Annotated in this window: 16 protein-coding genes and 1 pseudogene; 11 read left to right on the top strand and 6 right to left on the bottom strand. The window is 60.2% G+C overall.

The window, feature by feature from the left end:
* Window positions 1–3: 3 nt before the first annotated feature.
* From AC3I65_RS01680 to AC3I65_RS01640, 9 genes are all read left to right on the top strand, one after another.
* Window positions 4–1,149 (top strand): cation:proton antiporter, encoded by a 1,146-nt coding sequence (locus AC3I65_RS01680; protein WP_488524296.1) that lies wholly within the window; start codon window positions 4–6, stop codon window positions 1,147–1,149.
* Window positions 1,136–2,383, top strand: coding sequence for an NAD(P)/FAD-dependent oxidoreductase (locus AC3I65_RS01675; RefSeq protein WP_139048620.1), 1,248 nt, complete (start codon window positions 1,136–1,138; stop codon window positions 2,381–2,383). The genes AC3I65_RS01680 and AC3I65_RS01675 overlap by 14 nt, the downstream gene beginning before the upstream one ends.
* A gap of 10 nt (window positions 2,384–2,393) precedes the next feature.
* Window positions 2,394–3,122, top strand: coding sequence for a class I SAM-dependent methyltransferase (locus tag AC3I65_RS01670; RefSeq protein WP_076382971.1), 729 nt, complete (start codon window positions 2,394–2,396; stop codon window positions 3,120–3,122).
* Window positions 3,119–3,601 carry a DUF3261 domain-containing protein gene (locus AC3I65_RS01665; RefSeq protein ID WP_488523419.1) on the top strand — a complete coding sequence of 161 codons (483 nt, stop codon included), beginning with the start codon at window positions 3,119–3,121 and terminating at the stop codon, window positions 3,599–3,601. The genes AC3I65_RS01670 and AC3I65_RS01665 overlap by 4 nt, the downstream gene beginning before the upstream one ends.
* The gene (locus tag AC3I65_RS01660) at window positions 3,598–4,794 is read left to right on the top strand and encodes a beta-ketoacyl-[acyl-carrier-protein] synthase family protein (RefSeq protein ID WP_139048623.1); all 1,197 of its coding nucleotides are present in this window, start codon (window positions 3,598–3,600) and stop codon (window positions 4,792–4,794) included. The genes AC3I65_RS01665 and AC3I65_RS01660 overlap by 4 nt, the downstream gene beginning before the upstream one ends.
* A complete protein-coding gene (locus AC3I65_RS01655; RefSeq protein ID WP_092395582.1) occupies window positions 4,791–5,258 on the top strand; it encodes a hotdog family protein in 468 nt (155 codons plus the stop codon). The genes AC3I65_RS01660 and AC3I65_RS01655 overlap by 4 nt, the downstream gene beginning before the upstream one ends.
* Entirely contained in the window at window positions 5,255–5,983 is a 729-nt protein-coding gene (gene fabG / locus AC3I65_RS01650) for a 3-oxoacyl-ACP reductase FabG (protein WP_281459617.1), read from the top strand. The genes AC3I65_RS01655 and fabG overlap by 4 nt, the downstream gene beginning before the upstream one ends.
* On the top strand, window positions 5,983–7,209 hold the full coding sequence (locus AC3I65_RS01645; RefSeq protein WP_047225953.1) for a beta-ketoacyl-ACP synthase: 1,227 nt from the start codon (window positions 5,983–5,985) through the stop codon (window positions 7,207–7,209). Before fabG ends, AC3I65_RS01645 begins: the two co-directional genes overlap by 1 nt.
* Before the next feature lie 239 nt (window positions 7,210–7,448).
* Window positions 7,449–11,501, top strand: coding sequence for a dermonecrotic toxin domain-containing protein (locus AC3I65_RS01640; RefSeq protein ID WP_488523418.1), 4,053 nt, complete (start codon window positions 7,449–7,451; stop codon window positions 11,499–11,501).
* Between the two features lie 105 nt (window positions 11,502–11,606).
* On the opposite strand, the pseudogene AC3I65_RS01635 reads toward AC3I65_RS01640, so the two are convergent.
* Window positions 11,607–11,886 (bottom strand): annotated as a pseudogene (locus AC3I65_RS01635) (addiction module antidote protein).
* 230 nt (window positions 11,887–12,116) lie between these two features.
* On the opposite strand from AC3I65_RS01635, the gene AC3I65_RS01630 reads away from it, so the two are divergent.
* Window positions 12,117–13,058, top strand: coding sequence for a lipid II-degrading bacteriocin (locus AC3I65_RS01630; protein WP_173407466.1), 942 nt, complete (start codon window positions 12,117–12,119; stop codon window positions 13,056–13,058).
* 455 nt (window positions 13,059–13,513) lie between these two features.
* Here AC3I65_RS01630 and AC3I65_RS01625 read toward each other — a convergent pair whose 3' ends face one another.
* On the bottom strand, window positions 13,514–14,416 hold the full coding sequence (locus AC3I65_RS01625) for a LysR family transcriptional regulator (RefSeq protein ID WP_173407467.1): 903 nt from the start codon (window positions 14,414–14,416) through the stop codon (window positions 13,514–13,516).
* A 140-nt stretch (window positions 14,417–14,556) separates the two neighbouring features.
* Here AC3I65_RS01625 and AC3I65_RS01620 point away from each other — a divergent pair, with 140 nt between their 5' ends.
* The gene (locus tag AC3I65_RS01620; RefSeq protein WP_256677059.1) at window positions 14,557–15,810 is read left to right on the top strand and encodes an MFS transporter; all 1,254 of its coding nucleotides are present in this window, start codon (window positions 14,557–14,559) and stop codon (window positions 15,808–15,810) included.
* Window positions 15,811–15,845: 35 nt separating this feature from the next.
* Here AC3I65_RS01620 and AC3I65_RS01615 read toward each other — a convergent pair whose 3' ends face one another.
* The 4 genes from AC3I65_RS01615 to gltB all read right to left on the bottom strand — a co-directional run bounded on the left by AC3I65_RS01615 (window position 15,846) and on the right by gltB (window position 23,588).
* A complete protein-coding gene (locus AC3I65_RS01615; RefSeq protein WP_218575788.1) occupies window positions 15,846–16,202 on the bottom strand; it encodes a type II secretion system protein M in 357 nt (118 codons plus the stop codon).
* 177 nt (window positions 16,203–16,379) lie between these two features.
* Window positions 16,380–17,447, bottom strand: a complete 1,068-nt coding sequence (hemE, locus tag AC3I65_RS01610; protein ID WP_047225959.1) for a uroporphyrinogen decarboxylase — start codon at window positions 17,445–17,447, stop codon at window positions 16,380–16,382.
* Window positions 17,448–17,687: 240 nt separating this feature from the next.
* A complete protein-coding gene (locus AC3I65_RS01605; protein WP_047225960.1) occupies window positions 17,688–19,106 on the bottom strand; it encodes an FAD-dependent oxidoreductase in 1,419 nt (472 codons plus the stop codon).
* A gap of 33 nt (window positions 19,107–19,139) precedes the next feature.
* Window positions 19,140–23,588 carry a glutamate synthase large subunit gene (gltB, locus tag AC3I65_RS01600; protein WP_047225961.1) on the bottom strand — a complete coding sequence of 1,483 codons (4,449 nt, stop codon included), beginning with the start codon at window positions 23,586–23,588 and terminating at the stop codon, window positions 19,140–19,142.
* Window positions 23,589–23,654 lie beyond the last annotated feature (66 nt).

Below are 23,654 nucleotides of genomic sequence, written 5' to 3'. Positions count from 1 at the left end.
CTGATGTTCTGGCTCATGGCTCTGGGGCTGTTCGCGGTGGCGACAGTCATCGGCCGTCGCTTCGGGCTGATCCCGATTGTCAGCCAATTGCTGTTGGCGACGCTTGGCCTGCCGTTGCTGATGTACTTCTGGATCGAACCAGGCTGGCAGCTCAACGGCGCGCAACTGGTGGCGCCGGTGTGGCTGAGCAGTCTCTACAGCCTCGCCTTCGCCCTGTTGCTGGGGCACATCCTCAGCGACGTGATCGACCTGCGGCTGGACCGCCAGAGCGTGAAAGTCGCCCTGCCCAGCTTCGGCGTTCCATTCGCCTGCGGTTTGGCGACCGCGCTCTGGCTGCTACCGCCCCAGCCCTGGATCAGTTCCCTGGCGGTGGGGCTGCTGTTTGCGATCACCGCCATCCCGGTGCTGTACCTGTACCTGCGTCACATCGACTACCCGCCCGCCGCCACACGGCGCCTGGTGCAAACCGCGATTCTGATCGACTTGATCTGCTGGAGCCTGTTCGCCCTGGCCCAAGGCAGCCTGCACCTGGCCAGCCTGTTGCTGCCGTTGGCCGGTGCCTGTGTGCCGCTGCTGTTGCGACTGCTTGGCCTGCGCCAGCCGCTGCTGCACAGCGGGATCTTTTTCGCCTTGCTGGTGGTGGCCGAACACTACCGGCTCAACGCGCTGATTGTCGGCATCGGCTATCTGCTGTGCATGGCCGCGCTCAAGGTGCCGCTGGTGTTGCCGCTCAACACGAACTGGATGCAAGGTTTGCAGACCTACCTGGCGATCCCGCTGATCCTCACCTTCGGCATCGTGCAGATCAACGTCCACAGCGCCCTGAGTCGCCTCGACTGGCTCCAGATCGGCGCATTGCTGCTGTTACCCATCGCCAGCAAACTGCTGGGCAACTGGCTGGGATTGGGCTGGGCCGGGGCCTCGTTCCCTGGCGCCAGTCGCTGGCGCGAAAGTGTCTTGCTGAACATTCGCGGCTTGAGTGAAATCGTGTTCCTCAACCTGCTGCTACAACAACAGCTCATCAGCCCGGCGGTGTACTTTGCGCTGATGCTGATGGGCCTGATCGCGACATTGCTGCCGGCCCTGGCCGGCTTCCACCGTATTCCCTCGATTGCCGTCCCGGCCAGGAGCTCCAGTGCCAACAGTTGAAATGGAACGTCGACAGGTCGTCGTCATCGGCGCAGGTCCCTCTGGCGCTATCGCCGCCGCGCTGCTCAAGCGCAAGGGCCACGATGTGCTAGTCATCGAGCGCCAGCATTTCCCACGGTTTTCCATCGGCGAAAGCCTGTTGTCCCATTGCCTGGACTTCGTCGAAGAGGCCGGCATGCTCGACGCGGTGAATGCCGCCGGGTTTCAGCGCAAGAATGGCGCGGCGTTCGCCTGGGGCGAGCGCTACAGCGCCTTCGATTTCGGCGATACCTTCAGCAAAGGCAAGCCCACCACCTTCCAGGTGCAGCGCGCCGACTTCGACAAGCTGCTGGCCGATCAGGCGGCGTTGCAAGGTGTCGAGATCCGTTATGGACAGGCCATCACCGGCGCCGACTTCTCACTTGCCAAACCACAACTGGGCGTCCAGCGCGAAGACGGCAGCGCGTACCTCGTAGAGGCCGATTTCGTCCTCGACGCCAGCGGCTATGGCCGGGTCTTGCCACGCCTGCTGGACCTTGAGGCGCCCTCGAACTTTCCGCTGCGCCAGGCGGTGTTCACCCACATCGAAGATTGCATCGATGCCCCAACCTTCGACCGCGAAAAAATCCTTATCACCACTCACCCGACCCAACGCGATGTGTGGTTCTGGACCATCCCGTTCAGCGACGGGCGCTGTTCAGTCGGCGTGGTCGCGGCGGCGGAACATTTCGCCGGTCGCACTGACGATCTTGACGCTTGCCTGCGCGGCTTCATCGACGAAACACCAAGCCTGGCCGGTGTACTCAGCAACGCGATATGGGACACCCCGGCGCGAACCATTGGCGGCTATTCGGCCAATGTCAAAACACTGCATGGTCCCGGGTTCGCCCTGCTGGGCAACGCCGCGGAATTCCTCGACCCGGTGTTCTCTTCCGGCGTGACCATCGCCATGCGCTCGGCCAGCATGGCCGCTGGGGTGCTGCATCGGCAGTTGCAAGGAGAAAGCGTGGACTGGCAAAGCGAATTCGCCGAGCCACTCAAACGTGGCGTCGACACCTTCCGCTGCTACGTCGAGGGCTGGTACGCCGGCACCTTCCAGGACGTGATTTTCTACACCGACGGCTCGCCAGACATTCGCCGCATGATCAGCGCGATCCTCGCCGGTTATGCCTGGGATGAGCGCAATCCGTTCGTCAGCGAACCCAAGCGGCGCCTGCGCATGCTGTCGGAAATCTGTGCGAGCCCGGCACCATGAGAAAGCAGCCATGAGCTACCTGAGCGACAACTACGTCGAAGAGACTCGCTTCGGCTTCTGGTTCCTGCGCAGCCACACCTGGCAGCACCATGTCTTGCGGGTGGCGATCAATGACCTGCGCAACCTTTTCAGCGGCCCGTTGCCGGTGGCTCCGGTGCTGCTCGATGCCGGTTGCGGCCAGGGCAAGTCGTTCCAATACTTGCACCAGGTGTTCGCGCCACAACGCCTGATCGGCGTCGACGCCGACCCTCACAGCCTGGACCTGAGTCTTGCGGAAGCCGCACGCCAAGGCATCGCCGTGGAACTGGTCGGCAGCGATTGCGCGACGTTGATGGTGCCTGATGACAGCGTCGACCTGCTGTTCTGCCATCAAACCTTTCATCACCTGGTGGAGCAGGAAAAAGCCCTCGCCGAGTTCTATCGCGTGCTCAAGCCCGGCGGCTATCTGATGTTCGCGGAGTCCACGGCGGCCTACATCGATACCTGGGTGATCCGCTGGCTGTTCCGTCATCCCATGCACGTGCAAAAAAGTGCCGCGCAGTACCTGGAGATGATCCGCGATCAGGGTTTCCAGTTCGAAGCCGCCAACGTCTCGTATCCCTATCTGTGGTGGAGCCGCGCCAGGGATTTCGGCCTTCTCGAACGCTTCGGCCTGCGCCGCCCGCGGCCCTTTGGCGAGCGGGAGGAAACCCTGATCAATGTAGTGGCCCGTAAACCCGTTGAAGGGACTGTCGAATGATTCGTGCGCTGCTTTTGGGCTGCTTGCTGTTGCTCGGGGCCTGCGCCAGTCAGGCGCCGTTGCCGGAACGCACACCAACCCTGGCACTGCCGCTGCAGTTGCATATCGAGCGACAACTGGCCGGACAGCGCCAGGATTGGCTGCTGGTGATCCAGCGCGAAGGCGCCGGTATCCGCTGGTCGATGCTGGACCCACTGGGCATTCCCCTGGCCCGCCAACGCCTGGTGGACGGCCAGTGGCAAGCCGACGGACTGCTGCCACCCAATGCCGAAGCCCGTGAGCTTTTCGCCGCGCTGTTGTTTGCCCTGACGCCTGAAACCGAGCTGCCGGACAACTACCCCACCGCCCGGCAAGAGGTTCGGCAACGAACCCTGGGCCAACGCTGGCAAGTGCGCTACAAGCAACCGCTGGATTTTGAACTGGGCCTGCACGAAGGCCCGCACTACCGCATCATGCCGTTGACCGAGAGTACCCCATGACCGCTTATTTGAATGCCCTGGGGGTAATTTGCGCCCTGGGCCGGGGTAAAGATGAAGTGGCGCGCAACCTGTTTGCCGGCGACTGCGGCGGCGTGCGCGTGCAGGATGGCTGGGTGGCCGAACGTAAATTGCCGGTGGCCTCGGTGCCCGGTGAACTCGCTTGCATACCGCAATCTTTGATCGCGCACCGCAGCCGCAACAATCAGTTGCTGCTCGAAGCGGGGATGCAGATTCGCGATGAGATCGATCAGGCCATCCAGACCTACGGTCGCGCTCGCATCGGTGTCGTGCTGGGCACCAGTACCTCGGGCATCGAAGAAGCCAGTCAGGGCATTGCCCATTACCTGCGTGAGCAGCACTTCCCCGACGGCTACGACTACCAGCAACAGGAGCTGAGCGCACCGGCCAACTTCCTTTGCGACTGGCTGGAGCTGAGCGGCCCGTCCTATGTGATATCCACCGCCTGCACATCCAGCGCCCGGGCCTTGATGAGCGCCCGACGCCTGCTCGACCTGGGCCTGTGCGATGCGGTGCTCTGCGGCGGCGTGGACAGCCTGTGCAAACTGACCCTCAACGGCTTTTCGGCCCTGGAAGCGGTATCGGGGGAGCGCTGTAATCCGTTTTCGGTCAACCGCAGCGGCATCAACATCGGCGAGGCCGCGGTGCTGTTTCTCATGAGCAGGACGCCGGGACATCCGGCACCGATCGCCTTGCTGGGTGACGGCGCCAGCTCCGATGCCCACCATATTTCAGCGCCGGAGCCCAGTGGTCGCGGCGCTCGCCAGGCCATGGAAAAAGCCTTGCGTCGCGCCGGCCTGCAACCCGGCCAGATCGATTACCTGAACCTGCACGGCACCGCCACGCAACACAACGACGCCATGGAAAGCCAGGCAGTGGCCGGGCTGTTTCCAGCGGGAGTGCCCTGTTCGTCGACCAAGCCCATGACCGGCCATACCCTCGGGGCCGCCGGGGCGCTGGAAGCGGCGTTCTGCTGGTTGAGCCTGAGTACGCAAAACACCGCCCAGGCCTTGCCGCCGCATGTCTGGGACGGCCAGGCCGATCCTGCACTGCCGGCATTGAAGTGGATCACTACCGACACCCGCCTGAACCCGACATCACCGCGCCGCCTGATGAGCAACTCGTTCGCCTTCGGCGGCAACAACGTCAGCCTGATTATCGGAGACGCCCCATGATTGACTGGCCGCTCGCCGAACTCCTGCCCCACGCCGGCGACATGATTCTCATCGACCGCGTCCTGGCGTTCGATGATGAACAGATCCACACCCTCGCCACTGTCAAGCCCGACGGGTTGTTCAGCCGCGACGACGGCGGGCTGCCGGCCTGGGTCGGCATTGAATTGATGGCCCAGAGCGTCGCCGCGTTTGCCGGTTGTCATGCACGCCGCCGCGGCGACGCCGTGGAGCTGGGTTTTTTGCTCGGCACCCGCAAGTTCGAATGCAATGTCGAATTTTTCCCGGCCGGGACCGAATTGACCATCCACGGTTTGCGCTCGCTGGAAGACGACAACGGCATGGGCGTGTTCGAATGCCACATCAACGCCCCGGGCATTCATGCCATGGCCCGCTTGAATGTGTTCCGGCCACCTCAGCCAGCCCACTACCTTCATGAACCGTCCGCAACAGGAAATACGCCATGACTGAATCCGTACTGGTCACCGGCTCCAGCCGTGGCATCGGCCGTGCCATCGCCCTGCGCCTGGCCCAGGCCGGGTACGACATCGTGCTGCATTGCCGCAGCGGGCGCGCCGAGGCTGAGGCCGTCCAGGTCGAAATCCAGGCGCTGGGCCGCAATGCCCGGGTGCTGCAATTCGACGTGTCGGACCGCAGCGCGTGCAAAACCATTCTCGAGGCGGATGTTGAAACCCACGGTGCCTATTACGGCGTGGTGCTCAACGCCGGCCTGACCCGCGACGGCGCATTCCCGGCCTTGAGCGAGGACGACTGGGATGTGGTGATGCGGACCAACCTGGACGGTTTCTACAACGTCCTGCACCCGGTGATGATGCCGATGATCCGTCGGCGCGCCGCTGGGCGAGTTGTTTGCATCACCTCCGTTTCGGGGCTGATCGGCAATCGCGGCCAGGTCAATTACAGCGCGTCGAAAGCCGGCCTGATCGGCGCGGCAAAGGCGTTGGCAATCGAGTTGGGCAAGCGCAAGATCACTGTCAATTGCGTCGCGCCCGGACTGATCGATACCGCCATGCTCGATGAAAACGTGCCCGTGGAAGAACTGATGAAAATGATCCCCGCCCAGCGCATGGGTACCCCGGAAGAAGTCGCGAGCGCGGTGAATTTCCTGATGTCCGCCGAGGCCGGCTACATCACCCGGCAGGTCCTGGCCGTCAACGGAGGCCTGTGCTGATGAAGCGCGTCGTCGTTACCGGCATGGCCGGCATCACCTCTCTGGGCAGCGACTGGGAAACCATCGCCGCCAACTTCGCCGCCAACCGCAGCGGCATACGACGCATGGATGAATGGGACCGGTTCACCGAGCTGAATACACGCCTGGCCGGGCCTGTCGATGATTTCCAGGTCCCGACCCACTGGACGCGCAAGCAACTGCGCAGCATGGGTCGGGTATCGCGCCTGGCCGTCGGCGCCGCCGAACAGGCCCTGGCCGATGCGGGGCTGTTGGGCGATGAGTCGATCAAGGACGGGCGCATGGGCGTCTCCTGTGGTTCGTCAACCGGCAGTACCGACGAGATCAAGGCGTTCGGCAACATGCTGCTCAACAGCGTGGCCGAAGGGTTGAACGCCAACTCCTATGTACGGATGATGCCCCACACCACGGCGGCCAATATCAGTATCTTCTTCGGGCTTACCGGACGGCTGATCCCCACCTCCAGCGCCTGCACCAGCGGCAGCCATGGCATCGGCTATGCCTATGAGGCAATCAAATTCGGTCGCCTGCCGCTGATGCTCGCCGGCGGCGCGGAAGAGCTCTGCCCGACCGAAGCGATGGTCTTCGATGCGCTGTACGCCACCAGCCTGAAAAACGACGCCCCGCAGACCAGCCCACGGCCCTATGACAAGGACCGCGATGGCCTGGTGATCGGTGAAGGCGCCGGCATGCTGGTACTCGAAGAACTGGAACACGCCCTGGCCCGAGGAGCGCGAATCCATGCCGAAATCGTCGGCTTCGGCAGCAACGCCGACGGTCAGCACGCTACCCGTCCCGAACTGAGCACCATGCGCCGGGCCATGGAACTGGCCCTGGAAGATGCGGGCCTGGAACCTGCCGCCATCGGCTACGTCAACGGCCACGGCACCGCCACCGAACAGGGCGACATCGCCGAAACCCTGGCCACCAGCAGCCTGTTTGGCGAGCACATGCCCATCAGTTCGCAGAAAAGCTTTCTCGGTCATACCCTCGGCGCCTGCGGTGCGCTGGAATCGTGGTTCAGCATCGAAATGATGAACCGCGATCTCTACGTGCACACCTTCAACCTCGATGAGGTCGATCCCCAGTGCGGCAAGCTCGACTACCTGTGCAATGAGTTCAGGTCCATGAGCAACGAGTACGTGATGAACAACAACTTCGCTTTTGGCGGGGTCAACACCTCGTTGATTTTCCGCCGCTGGCGCTGAGCTGGATTGATATCCCTGTTACCCGTGATCAAGGAATGAGGGGCTGCGACCGGCATTGATCGGCTTGCACCAGGCAGCCAAACAATCTGTGGGAGCAAAACTTGTCCCCACAGATGCAGTGGCTTCGACCGTTTCGTTCGTACACCGCCTGACACCGCTGCAGGCGGTATCTATCTACCACCCTGCCTGCGTTCTTCTCCCATAGGTTGCTCCTTCCGAAAATTTCTCAGGAAGAGAACATGCTGGAAGACAACCCGTTACAGGCCGACAGTGCCATGGCCACAAGCGCTGCGCTGATAAACCGGCTCAATGCCTCGCAGCAGCAGATGATCCACCTGAACGGCGCCGTTCCCCGTCCGTCGAAGGTGACAGCCCAACATATGGAGTACTGGCTGGCGAAAGCCTTTCCCAGCCTGGCGAACACTCTGGTAGCCAAAGACATACTGGTGTGCCGGCGGCAGGACGAGCCGACTTCAAAACGAACGGTGGTGCAGACTGTTCCCCTCGATACGCTTTTCTGGCGCGCGATCGCCGGCGAGATCAACGCGCGCGAGTTCTTCCTCGAATTGGACAATATCGACATCGTCACGGGTAAGGACGATGCCACGCAAATGCCGGCAGTCCTCAATAGTCGTGACGCAAAGGAAGAGATCAGGCGGCGGATAAGCGTCACGCCCGCGTCTCATGCACGACTGCTGGAGCGGGCGCTGGAGCATTTTTGGGATAAACCTGCCGAGTTCAGCCAAGGCCGCAGTGTCAGCGACTGGCTGGCCGATGAGTTCGGCACGCAACTCAAGGCACAGGCGGATCTCCACCGGCTGGACGCTGTGTTGAGCCTGCCGATGCACAAAGCGGTGGCGGACTTCGCCCTGTCGGCGCCGGACGGCGCGTCCCGTGCCAAGCTGGCGGAGCGTGTCCGGCCCGGGGTCTACGGTTTGAATCTGACCCCCGAAGGGTGGGGGTTCAGCGTACCGATGCCGGGGGCGGTTGCGCTGACGCAGCATGATAATGCCGATCATCCGGGGGGCGCGGTGCTATGCAGCCCGGGTAGCCCACTGGAGGTTTACGCTGACTTGACGGCGTTGAAGGCCAGCCTGGTGGAAGACCGCACTCAGGATACGGTGAGCACGGCGTCAATGGCGCAGAACTTTCTCGCTCGCCTGGTCACTGACCTGCGAGCGGCGCAGAAAACCGCCGTGAGCGAGGTTCTATCCAGCGGCCCGGCAGAGGGAGAGAGTCTCACCACCTGGATGGCCAGGATAGATGCGGCGGCGGACCTCAGGCACAAGCTGGATCTGTCCGGCGCCATGGACGAGCGCGAGTTACGGCTGAACCGGAAAAAACTGCACGACTGGCTGCACCGCGACCCTAACGTTATCGGCAGCGACCGTCTGGCCTGGTGGAAGGCCGTGCAGGACTTGCAGCAAACCCTGACAGATTCGCCACCACCGCCGGACCCGGTCACCCTGGCAACCCCTGACGCCCTTCATGACCGGACTCGCACCCTGCTTGCCAGGTTCATCAAGGAGAAGTACCCACCGGTCGATCCTGACCAGGTCTCTCTGAGTATCCGCAAGCATCTGCTCGATCCGCACGCCCCGACAGGCGAGTCGCCATTCGGCTCCGGGCTCTCGTCGGGCAAGGTGAAGGGCCTATTTGATGACCGCCGCTCCCTGACGCAGTGGGCAATGTCCAACCTGACGCCGGAGGAACGCACGGCCAGCGACACCACGGTGGAAGGTCCGCTGAGTTTTGCGCAGATTGTAGAAGTCATTGAACGGGCAAACATCGGTGCCCGGCTCTCGCCCGCGTTGCAGCTCGCAGCCCGGGAACAGCAAGCACAGTGGATGTCCCTGAAGGCCAAACAGATGCGGGCGCAGGCGTGGGCCGCCCATATCTCGGGCGACTTTACCCACGACAAGGACAATACCGGGCTGAACCTGGTGCTGGCGGCACTGGACAGCCCGACGCCGCAGGGGCGCAGCAAGGTCAACGGACATGAGGTGGTGGTCCGCCAGATCCAGTGGGGTGACAGCGTACTCAAGGAGCTGCTGGCCTTTGGGGTGAAGACCCTTGGCAGCCGGCCTTCGTTGACCCTGTACACACCAGAAGCACCGGACGGCAAGCAGTTCAGGGACGTCGATGCGGCAAGCGACCGGGAGCTGGAGGCGGCCCTGGTGCGGACGCTCACCGCCACGCCGGAAATGACCCGCTGGCTGATTTCGCACCTGCCGCTGCTCAAGCAAGCCGATCAGCTTGCCAGCCTGGTGCCGTCCGCGGAAAACCTGACCCTCAACGAGAAGATCAAGAAAGTGACGCAACCCACGTTCTCCTGGATCAAGCACAGGGTTCAGGACGACTTCGCATTGAAAGTCTATTCGCCCGTGGTTAAAGGCAACCTTTTCAAAGCGCTGCATGAGACGCAGATCACCCAAGCGATCCAGACGGCGGACCTGCTGACCGTGACCAACGCCGAGCGCGACAGCACAGCGGCACAAGATGGGCGCAGGACTGCAGTCATGCTACTGACGGGGGCGATGTCAATGTTCTATGCAGGCCGGCTGGGTGGGGTACTGGGCCGCGCGATTCTGCCCGTGATGACCGGCGGCGCTGCGGTGTCGGCGATAAAGGATGAAGGGGGCAGCTTCAGCCAGTGGACGAGTGATCTTATCAGCGGGCTCGGTGAGGTACTGGCAGAGGGCGGTCAGGACCTGATCATGTCCCGCGCGGCACGGCGCCGAGGTAAGCCTCGCCCGGCGCTCTCAGCCTTGCCCCGCATGCCGGACCCGGAGCTCGAACCGTTCATCCTCAAAGGGTTCGACGGCAAGGGACTGGTGCCCGAGGGGCGCAATCGGTACAGGGACGCCGGTGGGCAGGGCTATCTGAAGCTGGGCAAGGACTACTGCAAAACCGCCATACAAGCAGGCGAACGAATCATCTACGGGCCGAACAACCGTACCGACCAGCGGACGGTAACCTGGGAAAATGGCCGCTGGCAGATCGAAGAACCAAAACGGCTGCTCGGTGGTGGAGTCATACAAAGCCTGTTCGGTCGGACTCCGGAAACCCCGCAACAGAAAACCTATAACGCGTTGGTAGAGGGCGTCCTCGTCGACCATCAGTGGCCGTCTCGGGCAGTGGTGAATACGGCAAAAAAAGTCATCTACTCGATGCCCGAGGAACTGGCAGAGCGTATCGTGCGCGAGAGCATGAATGACATCCACGTACGCGACATAGACACTTATCGCTCACGAATAAACTGGATAAACAAAGGACACCAGGACCTCACGCAACATAAAAAGGCCCACGACAGCCTGCTGTATAAATACAACGTATGGCAGGCCGTCGACTACTGCACCAGAGACATCGACTCCCAGGCAAGAGGGATCCAGCTGACGTCCGCTCAAAAGATAAAAGTATTCGACATGACCCTGCCGCTGAAAAGGGAGCTTTTCGACAGCGAAGGCAACTTCAAGATGATGATGTCCTCCTTGCCCGACAATCTCACCGGCGCGTCATTCATTACCATCATCCCTGAACAGGGGAAAAAGAAAGCCGCCATGACTAAAATCCAGGACGATATTCATGACGTGGTCGAGGCAGCGGAAAAGCGCGTTTGGGTCGATCTGGGCGAGCGGTACTCAGGGACGGGACCCGAGGTGGAAGCGGCCAGGGAACAATATAAACAGAACCCTGAAAATTTCCGGGCGTATAAAAGTAACAAACTCAGCGCGTTCAGGGACGAGATGAAAAAAAGACACAAGCCCGGCCTCCTGACCGAAATCCGCAACCATAAGATTCCTTATGTCATCGTCAACAAGGGCAAGTCGCAGCGGAAAACGTTATTGGTCACCGGCGAGGACATCACGAACTTCAGTAAAAACCTCTCGAACTACGACACGTTTGATATCGAGGTCGTGACCCAAGTCCCGACGAAGAAAGTCACCGGCAAGCCTGCGGCCGCGACCGCCCCCCTCGCTGTTGCGGAAGGCCCGGTTGTCGCAGACAAATTTTCGACAAGCACCAGCCTGCTGGCCGAGTCACAGATGTCATATGACACTTTTACTGAGGCAGCCAAAACGAAAATAACGGAAATCATGGCTGACATTCGTGCAGGCCGGGTCACCACCAAGCGCATCAACCGGTATTACTGGTACGACATGGCGCAACTGTCACCCGGGAGTGGCAGAGGCGCATGGCGCGCTGCCTTTGAACGCAAGGGCGATACCTGGACCCTTCAAGGGTTTTATGACTATCACGTCAATAGGCCTGCGACGGTTTGGGAGGGTTAAGGAATACGGTAAATAGTTGGGCCGATGCTGAGGCTGTAACGAAGAAGGGCGCCTTATGGCGCCCTTCACAAACAGACTGGCTTGTCATTCATCATGCTGACCTGTTCAGGTGCTGGCATGCAGTTTCAGTCCCAACGCTTTGACAACTTTTCAAAATAGTGCCGAACTCAGGATTTCCTTCCCCCGACAAGGCGCGGTAAAGATTTTCCCGGGACAGCCCGGCATCACGGGCCAATTCCGCGAGCTCGTGCAATGGTTCCCAAGGCTTTGCGATGAATGCAGGATCGTCTCCTGCCTCCTCCATGCATGCGTCCAGGTAGTTAGCCATGTCCTCTTCGGTCTTGAGGTACTCGGCAGAGTCCCAGCGAGTGAGTTGTTCGGTCATGGGTTTTGCTTCTGCCAGGATTTCGCTGCGCCTGGTCTGTTTCTCAGGAGGGTACTGAATTCGTCGCCAAGCCTAGGCAGGCAACTTCCGCAACTTTCGTAATCCATTTCCCAAGCGGCCATTAGGTCATTGAGCCAACTCCTGCCCTATGCTTAAGTAAAAGTCCAGACAAACATACAAAACTACAAAACTACAAAACCTCAGACTTTAAACTCAAAAGGATTTGAACCATGAAACAGAAAGAAATCACTTTACCCGCCACTGATATCACGGGCACTTGGAGAGGTTCCTTAGGTGGATACTGGTCTACGGACGGAATTATCATTGACGGAACTTATATATATCCACCTCCTCAACCCGACGTATTGACAGAAGATGATGACCTCTACATAACCGACCTTATAAAAACTCAAACGGGACTGGATGATTTCACCTTCAACCTTAGAATCCTCGACAAAGCCATAAACCATAAAAACGCCTACGGCGCAATAAAAGACATATGGCGAATTGTCGAAAAAGAGCGCGGCTGGGTAGCACCTTACTGGCGTATAAATGATGTATTTTTTAAAAACAAAATGATTAGCTTCAGCCTGGCTGATGCGCTTGAAAGAAGCGGCTTTACGTCTAGAGAAGCCATCATCGCTGTGGCCAACTCAAAATACGCCCGCAGTACAACATTCAAACTCGAAACACCAAAATTATCTGGAGGCACATTCAGCCCAGTAAAAGCATTAGCACACTATTTATGGGGGAAGGGTGAGAAGCTCGAAGTCGACATAAATAGCATTGGCTTACAAATAAAAGAACACAACCTGTCTTTATTAAAACAGACCATTGAACATACCAAGACACCCGGAAAGTATCACCTCGTGGATCCAAAGGTGGGTTATGACACCGGTAGAGACAGTTGGATCAGTGGTGCTTATCTGGGGCGAATCACTCTTCGCGTCGAAGGTGACTTCATTCGCCACAAGGACACCTCCTGGCAATTTCTGGGAACAGTCAAGGCCTACCATGATTTTTATGATTTTAATAAAAGCAATAGACCGCTGGCACTGGAACAATTAACTACCGCCGGCAGGGTTCTACCAGGAAAAAGTTACGAAATCGATATATCAGGCGAACACAAAATACACTTGATAGGGAAGGGTTTCCAGACCCCGAATTTTTAAGCGAAACGCCATGACCATGGGCAACACTTTGTTATCGACAATGAGATAAATCATGAAAACCCACAACTATTTATCGCTCTATTTAATCAGCCTTTCAACCACTCCATTCATCGGCGGCTACAATTTATACTCGAACTTCACAAACAATCTTTACGCTGCCGACCATGATATTATCGCCATCCCATTTTCAGCGATTATTGGCACCCTACTCATATCACTACTATGCCTTCTCTTCCAGCACCCTTATCGCTTGAAAAAAATAAACAATTCGCCCAGCAACCTCCTCACAAAGCTCGCGAGCTACGTCTCCACCGCTTTAACCGTAGCCATATTGGTCCACCATGTAAGCTACTGGACATCCCCACACCACTTGCAGATTTTCAGCATATTCTTAATCACTCTCTGCCTTTACATTTATTACCAACTTCAACTTTATGGAGTCATCGGTACCTACTCTAAGAAACAGACAAATCCACGACATTAGTCAACAACTCCACAAACGCCCTTGCCATCGGCGAGCACTGATCCTTGCGTTGCACCAGCCACACTGCCGACATTGCCGCCGGATCGAGCAGTGGCCGGTAGACCACGCCGTCAATACGCATGCGCTGGTAGGACGCCGGCAGGACCGAGACGCCCAGCCCCGCCGCCACCAGGCCGATGATGGTCATGGCCTCACCGGCCTCCTGGGCGAAGTTCGGGCTGAAGCCGGCGTCGCGGGCCAGGCTCAGGAGTTGTGCATAGAGGCCGCTGCCGTAGCTGCGGGGGAAGAACACGAACGGTTCCTGGGCCAGTGCAGAGAGGAACAGGCCCCCTTCGCTGCCCTGGGCCAGTGGATGCTTGGAACTGAGCACGGCCACCAGCGGCTCGCGGCTCAATTCGATCTCCCGCAGGGAGTCGGGCAGCGGCAAGGGCCGCATGATGCCCACCTCGATTGCCTCGTCCACCAGGGCGTCAGCCACTTGGGTGCTGCTCATTTCCCGAAGGTTCAGGTGTACAGCGGGAAAGCGCTGGCGAAACGTGAAAATCGCCTGGGGGATGGTGGAGTTGAAAGGCGCCGATGACGTGAAGCCGATTTTCAGCTCGCCCAGTTCGCCCAACTCTGCGCGACGCGCGACATCGGCGGCCTTGTCGACCTGGGCCAGCACCTGTCGGGCTTCTTCGAGAAACAATCGTCCGGCTTCACTCAGTTCGACGCGACGATTGGTGCGATTGAACAGCCGCGCGCCGATCTCTTGCTCCAGTGCCTGGATCTGCTGGCTAAGGGGCGGCTGGGAGATGCCCAGCGCCAGCGCGGCGCGACCAAAATGCAGTTCTTCGGCAACGGCTATGAAGTAACGCAGATGACGCAGTTCCATAAGCAATCCAATAGGTCGTAGAACGTCTTAAACAGGTCGAACAATATATTGGATAGAAACATTAACCGGCTATATGCTTTTTCCATTGCCTGCCTGGTCGTGCTCCTGCGAGGTTCACCGTGAAAACTGCTGTCGCTCCACTGGCCCATGAGATCCCTCCGCCTGCCGATGATGGCGTCACCGGACGCAAAGACATCTACATCGAAAAAGGCACACCGTTGTTCATGCGTACGGTGCTGGCGTTGTTTTGTGGCGGTTTTGCGACCTTCGCCCTGTTGTATTGCGTGCAACCGATGATGCCGCTGCTCTCCGAAGAGTTTTCCATCAATGCCGCCCAGAGCAGTCTGATCCTGTCGGTGGCGACCGGCCTGCTCGCCGTCGGGCTGCTGATCACCGGCCCGATTTCCGATCGCATCGGCCGCAAGTCAGTGATGGTCGCGGCGCTGTTTGCCGCGGCGTTGTGCACCATTGCCAGCGCGATGATGCCGACCTGGCAGGGTGTACTGGTGCTGCGTGCCCTGGTGGGGCTGTCATTGAGCGGCGTGGCGGCAGTCGCGATGACTTACCTGGGTGAAGAAATCCATCCCAAGCACATTGGCCTGGCGATGGGCTTGTACATCGCCGGCAACGCCATCGGAGGCATGAGCGGCCGCTTGATCGCCGGGGTGCTGATTGACTTCGTCAGCTGGCACGCCGCGATGCTGGTGGTCGGTGGCCTGGCCTTGATCGCGGCGGCGGTGTTCTGGAGGATTCTTCCCGAGTCACGCAATTTCCGCCCCCGCTCGCTGCATCCGCGCAGCTTGCTGGACGGTTTCACCATGCACTTTCGCGATGCCGGGTTGCCGCTATTGTTTCTCGAAGCTTTCGTATTGATGGGTGCATTCGTGACGCTGTTCAACTACATCGGCTATCGCCTGCTAGCCGGGCCTTATCACTTGGACCAGGCCTTTGTCGGGTTGCTCTCGGTGGTCTACCTGTCGGGTATCTACAGCTCGGCGAAAGTCGGCGCACTGGCCGACAAACACGGCCGTCGCAAAATGCTCTGGGCGACTATCGCGCTGATGCTGGCCGGTCTTGCGCTGACCATGACCACGCCGCTGTGGCTGGTGATCCTGGGCATGCTGGTGTTCACCTTCGGCTTCTTCGGCGCTCACTCGGTCGCCAGCAGTTGGATCGGCCGCCGCGCAACCAAAGCCAAGGGACAGGCCTCGTCGTTGTACCTGTTCAGCTACTACGCCGGCTCCAGCGTCGCAGGTACGGCTGGCGGGTTAGCCTGGCATCTGGGCGGATGGAACGGTGTCAGCCTGTTCATCGGCGGCTTGCTGGTGGTGGCGTTGCTGGTGGCGGTGAAACTGGCGAAGTTGCCGGTGTTGCCGGGCAACGCTCAGGTTTGAGCGGACACTGTTCAGACGCTGGCCCGCCGCTCAAGTCATTGCCCCAACACCATCCGCGCGTCCAGGACACCGTTGCGCACTTCCAGGCTCAGCACCTGCAAGGTGGCGCCGTCCCGCTCGTGTCGGTCCAGCCAGTCGAGCAGTCGATTGGCATCGCCACTGACGGCAAGCCGTAACGAATCACCGTCGATCTCCAGCTCCGCCAGCTCCAGCCCCGCGGCCGTCGCACTGTCGTTGATCCTGACGGACAAAGAGCTCGTGGCGGTCGTAGCGCCGGTGGGTTCCAGGCGCTGGATCCGGGCAGCGAGTTCGGCCTGCTGCCAATACTGACGCTCGGCCAGGTCGAGCCGATGTCGGGTGGGCTGCCAGATCGAGGTAAATAGAAGGAACAATCCCTGAATCTATTTTTCCGAGTCCAGAAGAAAAACTTCTTACAGGCAAAGTTAGTTACTAAACAAAAGAAAACAGATAAACCGACAAAGATAGCCAACTTGTTTCATTGAATAATTAGCAGGCAAAAAAAAGCCTGCCTGGAACGAATCCCGACAGGCTGGATGAGCGAGCTACGATCAGTCGTGGTATTGCGCCGACAACTCATGCACCGCGCGCAGGAAAGCACCGGCGTGTTCCGGATCGACTTCCGGCGTAATGCCATGGCCAAGGTTGAACACATGACCGCTGCCCTTGCCATAGCTGGCGAGGATGCGCCCGACTTCGGTGCGGATGGCTTGCGGTTTGGCGTAAAGCACAGTCGGATCCATGTTGCCTTGCAGAGCGACTTTGCTGCCGACACGCTCGCGGGCGTTGCCAATGTCGCAGGTCCAATCCAGGCCCAGGGCGTCGGCACCGGCATCGGCGATGCTTTCCAGCCACAGGCCGCCGTTCTTGGTGAACAGGATCACCGGTACTTTACGACCTTCATGTTCGCGGATCAGGCCGCTGACGATCTTGCGCATGTAGGCCAGGGAAAACTCCTGGTACGCCGCCGCCGAGAGATTGCCGCCCCAGGTGTCGAAGATCTGCACCGCTTGCGCACCGGCCAGGATCTGCCCGTTGAGATAGGACGTCACCGACTGGGCCAGCTTGTCCAGCAGCAGGTGCATGGCTTGCGGGTTGTCGTAGAGCATCGCCTTGGTCTTGCGGAAGTCTTTCGACGAGCCGCCTTCAACCATGTAGGTGGCCAGGGTCCAGGGGCTGCCGGAGAAGCCGATCAGCGGCACGCGACCGTTGAGTTCTCGACGGATGGTGCTGACCGCGTCCATGACATAACCCAGGTCCTTCTGCGGATCGGGAATCGGCAGGGCTTCGATGTCGGCCAGAGTGCTGACGACTTTCTTGAAGCGCGGGCCTTCGCCGGTCTCGAAGTACAGACCCTGGCCCATGGCGTCGGGAATGGTGAGAATGTCGGAAAACAGAATCGCCGCGTCCAGCTGCGGGTAACGATCCAGCGGCTGCATCGTGACTTCGCAGGCGAACTGGGGATTCATGCACAGGCTCATGAAGTCGCCGGCCTTGGCCCGACTGGCGCGGTATTCCGGCAAGTAGCGACCGGCCTGACGCATCATCCACACGGGAGTGACGTCTACGGGTTGCTTGAGCAGGGCGCGGAGGAAACGGTCGTTCTTCAGGGCAGTCATGTCGGCATCCGGAAAAAAAGTGCGGGCATTTTCTCAGAGCGCGACGCAAAAGGCACGGCAAGAGCCGTGCCTTTTATCTATCGGGGCAATTTGTCGCGGTATCAGGCAACACCTAAAACCACTGTGGGAGCGAGCTTGCTCGCGATGAGGGCATCACATTCAACATTTTCGTCGACTGATTCGCCGCTATCGCGAGCAAGCTCGCTCCCACATTTGATTGCATTCCCATTCAGGAAATGATCAGACCCCCAAGTAATCCAGAATCCCTTCCGCCGCATTGCGGCCTTCGAAGATCGCCGTCACCACCAGATCGGAACCCCGAACCATGTCGCCGCCGGCGAAGATCTTCGGGTTGCTGGTCTGGTGCTTGTACTGGCCCTGTTCCGGGGCCACGACGCGGCCCTGGCTGTCGGTCTGGATGCTGAACTGCTCAAACCACGGCGCCGGGCTTGGGCGGAAGCCGAAGGCGATGACCACGGCATCGGCCGGGATGATCTCTTCGGAACCGGGGATCGGCTCAGGGCTGCGGCGGCCACGGGCGTCCGGTTCGCCGAGACGGGTCTCGACCACCTTCACGCCCTCGACCTTGTCTTCACCGACAATGGCGATCGGCTGGCGGTTGTAGAGGAACTTCACGCCCTCTTCCTTGGCGTTCTTCACTTCTTTGCGCGAGCCGGGCATGTTCGCTTCGTCACGACGATAGGCGCAGGTCACCGACTTGGCGCCCTGGCGAATCGAAGTGCGGTTGCAGTCCATCGCCGTGTCACCGCCGCCCAGCACCACGACCTTCTTGCCTTTCATGTCGACGAAATCTTCCGGCGACTTTTCAAAGCCCAGGTTGCGGTTGACGTTGGCGATCAGGAAGTCCAGCGCGTCGTAGACGCCCGGCAGGTCCTCGCCGGCAAAGCCGCCCTTCATGTAGGTGTAGGTGCCCATGCCCATGAATACGGCATCGTACTCTTCGAGCAGTTGCTCCATGGTCACGTCCTTGCCTACTTCGGTGTTCAGGCGAAACTCGATGCCCATGCCGGTGAAGACTTCGCGACGATTGCTCAGCACGGTCTTTTCCAGCTTGAACTCGGGGATGCCGAAGGTCAGCAGGCCGCCGATTTCCGGGTTCTTGTCGAACACCACCGGGGTCACGCCACCGCGCACCAGCACATCGGCGCAACCCAGGCCCGCCGGGCCGGCCCCAATGATCGCCACGCGCTTGCCGGTCGGCTTGACCTTGGACATGTCCGGGCGCCAGCCCATGGCGAACGCGGTGTCGGTGATGTACTTCTCCACCGAACCGATGGTCACCGCGCCAAAACCGTCGTTGAGGGTGCATGCACCCTCACACAGGCGGTCCTGCGGACACACCCGGCCGCAGACTTCCGGCAGGGTGTTGGTCTGGTGGGACAACTCGGCGGCCTGGAGGATGTTGCCCTCGGCCACCAGCTTCAGCCAGTTGGGAATGAAGTTGTGCACCGGGCACTTCCATTCGCAGTATGGGTTACCGCAGCCCAGGCAGCGGTGGGCCTGGTCGGCCGACTGCTGGGGTTTGAAAGGCTCGTAGATTTCCACGAACTCTTTCTTGCGTTGACGCAACAGTTTCTTCTTCGGATCCTTGCGCCCGACATCGATGAACTGGAAGTCATTACTCAGACGTTCAGCCATTGTTAAAACCTCATCAAACTCTTCAGGCGCATATCACTGCGGGTTGGCACGGGTGCTGGAAAGCAACGATTTCAGGTTGGCAGCCTTGGGCTTGACCAGCCAGAAACGACGCAGATAGTCATCGAGGTTTTCGGCGAGTTCACGACCCCACTCGCTGTCGGTTTCCTCGACGTATTCGTCCAGCACGCGCTGCAAGTGGCTGCGGTAGGCTTCCATCGCCTCGCCGCTAATCCGCTGGATTTCCACCAGTTCGTGATTGACCCGGTCAACGAAGGTGTTGTCCTGGTCGAGCACGTAGGCGAAACCGCCGGTCATGCCAGAGCCGAAGTTGTAACCGGTCTTGCCCAGGACACAGACGAAACCACCGGTCATGTACTCGCAGCAATGATCACCGGTGCCTTCCACCACAGTGTGGGCCCCGGAGTTACGCACGGCGAAACGCTCGCCCGCGGTGCCGGCGGCGAACAGCTTGCCGCCCGTGGCGCCGTACAGGCAGGTGTTGCCGATGATGGCACTGTCCTGAGTCTTGTAGACGCTGGCCTTGGGCGGAACGATGACCAGTTTGCCGCCGGTCATGCCCTTGCCCACGTAATCGTTGGCATCGCCTTCCAAGTACATATTCAGGCCACCGGCGTTCCAGACGCCGAAGCTCTGGCCTGCGGTACCCTTGAAGCGGAAGGTGATCGGCGCCTTGGCCATTCCCTGGTTGCCGTGCTTGCGCGCGATTTCGCCGGAGATCCGCGCGCCGATGGAACGGTCGCAGTTGCAGATATCCAGGTCGAACTCGGCACCACTGAGGTCGTTGATCGCCGAAGCGGCCATGTCGACCATCTTCTCGGCCAACTCACCCTTGTCGAACGGCGGGTTGCGATCAACCTGGCAGAACTGTGGCTTGTCCGCCGGGATGAGATCGCTGCCCAGCAACGGCGTCAGGTCCAGGTGATGCTGCTTGGCGGTCTGGCCCTCGAGCACTTCCAGCAGGTCGGTACGGCCGATCAGCTCTTCGAGCGAGCGCACGCCCAGCTTCGCCAGCCACTCGCGGGTTTCCTCGGCGACGTAGGTGAAGAAGTTCACCACCATGTCGACGGTGCCGATGTAGTGGTCCTTGCGCAGCTTTTCGTTCTGGGTCGCCACACCGGTAGCGCAGTTGTTCAGGTGGCAGATACGCAGGTATTTGCAACCCAGGGCGATCATCGGCGCGGTGCCGAAGCCGAAGCTCTCGGCGCCGAGGATGGCCGCCTTGATCACGTCCAGGCCGGTTTTCAGGCCGCCGTCGGTCTGCACCCGGACCTTGCCGCGCAGGTCGTTGCCGCGCAGGGTCTGATGGGTCTCGGCTAGGCCCAGTTCCCACGGCGCGCCGGCATATTTGATCGAGGTCAGCGGTGATGCGCCGGTGCCGCCGTCATAGCCGGAGATGGTGATCAGGTCGGCGTAGGCCTTGGCCACACCGGCGGCGATGGTGCCAACGCCGGCTTCTGCCACCAGCTTCACCGAGACCAGCGCCTTCGGGTTCACCTGCTTGAGGTCGAAGATCAGTTGCGACAAGTCTTCGATCGAATAGATGTCGTGATGCGGCGGCGGCGAGATCAGGGTCACGCCGGGTACTGCGTAACGCAGTTTGGCGATCAGGCCGTTGACCTTGCCGCCGGGCAGTTGGCCGCCTTCGCCGGGCTTGGCGCCCTGGGCAACCTTGATCTGCAGCACTTCAGCGTTGACCAGGTACTCCGGTGTCACACCGAAGCGACCGGTGGCCACCTGCTTGATTTTCGAACTCTTGATGGTGCCGTAGCGCGCCGGGTCTTCACCGCCTTCGCCGGAGTTGGAACGCGCGCCGAGGCGGTTCATGGCTTCAGCCAGGGCTTCATGGGCTTCCGGAGACAAGGCACCCAAGGAGATACCAGCGGAATCGAAGCGCTTGAGCACCGATTCCAGCGGCTCGATTTCGCTGATGTCCAGCGGTGTGTCCAGGGTCTTGACCTTGAGCAGGTCGCGAATCATCGACACCGGACGGTTGTCCACCAGCGAGGTGTATTCCTTGAACTTGCCGTAGTCGCCCTGCTGCACGGCGGCTTGCAGGGTGTTGACCACGTCCGGGTTGTAGGCGTGGTATTCGCCACCGTGGACGAACTTCAGCAGGCCGCCTTGCTGGATCGGCTTGCGCGGGCTCCAGGCTTCGGCCGCCAGGGCTTTCTGTTCGGCTTCGATGTCGACGAAACGCGCACCCTTGATGCGGCTCGGCACGCCACGGAAGCTCAGCTCGCAGACTTCTTCGGACAGGCCGATGGCCTCGAACAGTTGCGCACCGCGGTACGAAGCGATGGTCGAGATCCCCATCTTCGAGAGGATCTTGAGCAGGCCCTTGGTGATGCCTTTGCGGTAGTTCTTGAACACCTCATAGAGGTCGCCCAGCACTTCACCGGTACGGATCAGGTCACCCAGCACTTCATAGGCCAGGAACGGATACACCGCCGAGGCACCGAAACCGATCAGCACCGCAAAGTGATGCGGATCGCGAGCGGTGGCGGTTTCCACCAGGATGTTCGAATCGCAACGCAGGCCTTTTTCGGTCAGGCGATGGTGCACCGCACCGGTGGCCAACGACGCGTGGATCGGCAACTTGCCCGGGGCGATGTGACGGTCGGTCAGCACGATCTGGGTGCGACCGGCGCGCGCGGCTTCTTCAGCCTGGTCGGCAACGTTGCGGATCGCCGCTTCAAGGCCGACGCTTTCGTCGTAGTTCAGGTCGATGACCTGACGCTGGAAACCCGGGCGGTCGAGGTTGGTCAGCGAGCGCCATTTGGCCGGGGAAATGACCGGCGAACTGAGGATCACACGCGAGGCGTGTTCCGGCGACTCCTGGAAGATGTTGCGCTCGGCACCGAGGCAGATTTCCAGGGACATCACGATCGCTTCGCGCAGCGGGTCGATCGGTGGGTTGGTCACCTGAGCGAACTGCTGGCGGAAATAGTCGTACGGCGTACGCACGCGCTGGGACAGCACGGCCATCGGCGTGTCGTCGCCCATGGAACCGACCGCTTCGTAGCCCTGCTCACCCAACGGACGCAGCACCTGGTCACGCTCTTCGAACGTCACCTGGTACATCTTCATGTACTGCTTGAGCTGATCGACGTCGTAAAAAGCCGAACCGTGATCGTTGTCCTCCATGGTCGCCTGAATGCGCAGGGCGTTCTTGCGCAGCCATTGCTTGTACGGATGACGGGACTTGAGACGGTTGTCGATGGCGTCGGTGTCGAGGATCTGGCCGGTTTCGGTGTCCACGGCAAAGATCTGGCCCGGGCCCACGCGGCCCTTGGCGATGACGTCTTCGGGCTGGTAGTTCCAGACACCGATTTCCGAAGCCAGGGTGATGAACCCGTTGGTGGTGGTTACCCAGCGCGCCGGACGCAGACCGTTACGGTCGAGCAGGCACACGGCGTAGCGGCCGTCGGTCATGACGATACCGGCCGGGCCGTCCCACGGTTCCATGTGCATGGAGTTGTATTCGTAGAACGCACGCAGGTCCGGGTCCATAGTCTCGACGTTCTGCCAGGCCGGCGGCACCAGCATGCGCACGCCACGGAACAGGTCGATGCCGCCGGTGACCATCAGTTCCAGCATGTTGTCCATGCTCGAGGAGTCCGAGCCCACACGGTTGACCAGCGGGCCGAGCTCTTCCAGATCCGGCATCAGATCGTTGGCGAACTTGGTGCGACGGGCCAGCGCCCAGTTGCGGTTGCCGGTGATGGTGTTGATCTCGCCGTTGTGGGCGAGGAAGCGGAATGGCTGGGCCAGCGGCCATTTCGGCAGGGTGTTGGTGGAAAAGCGCTGGTGGAACACGCAGATCGCGGTTTTCAGGCGCTCGTCGCTCAGGTCCGGATAGAAGGCGGTCAGGTCCGCCGGCATCATCAGGCCTTTATAGATGATGGTCTTGTGGGAAAAGCTGCAGATGTAGTGATCGGTGTCGGCGGCGTTGGCCACGGACGAACGACGACGGGAGCTGAACAGCTTGATCGACATGTCCTGGTCGCTCAGGCCTTCGCCCGCGATGAACACTTGTTCGATCTGCGGCAGACGCTCAAGGGCCAGGCGGCCGAGGACGCTGGTGTCGATCGGCACCTTGCGCCAGCCCACCAATTGCAGGCCGGCGGCCAGGATCTCGCGGTTCATGTTTTCGCGAGCCGCTTGGGCCTTCACCGGGTCCTGATTGAAGAACACCATGCCCACCGCGTACTGCTTGGGCAGGGTCACGCCAAACGTTTCCTGGGCAATGGCACGCAGGAACTCGTCAGGCTTTTGAATCAGCAAGCCACAACCGTCACCGGTCTTGCCGTCGGCGTTGATCCCACCGCGGTGGGTCATGCAGGTCAGGGCCTCAATGGCCGTTTGTAAAAGGGTATGGCTGGGTTCGCCCTGCATATGAGCAATCAGGCCGAAACCGCAGTTATCCTTGAATTCATCTGGTTGGTACAGACCTGCTTTCATAGACACTTTCTCACCAGGCTGCCTCTTATCGAGGCAAATTTCTTTTCAATTCAGCCAGTTGCGTGC

The organism is Pseudomonas sp. N-1-13, from assembly GCF_057787095.1.
This window is presented reverse-complemented; position numbering and strand designations above follow the sequence as displayed.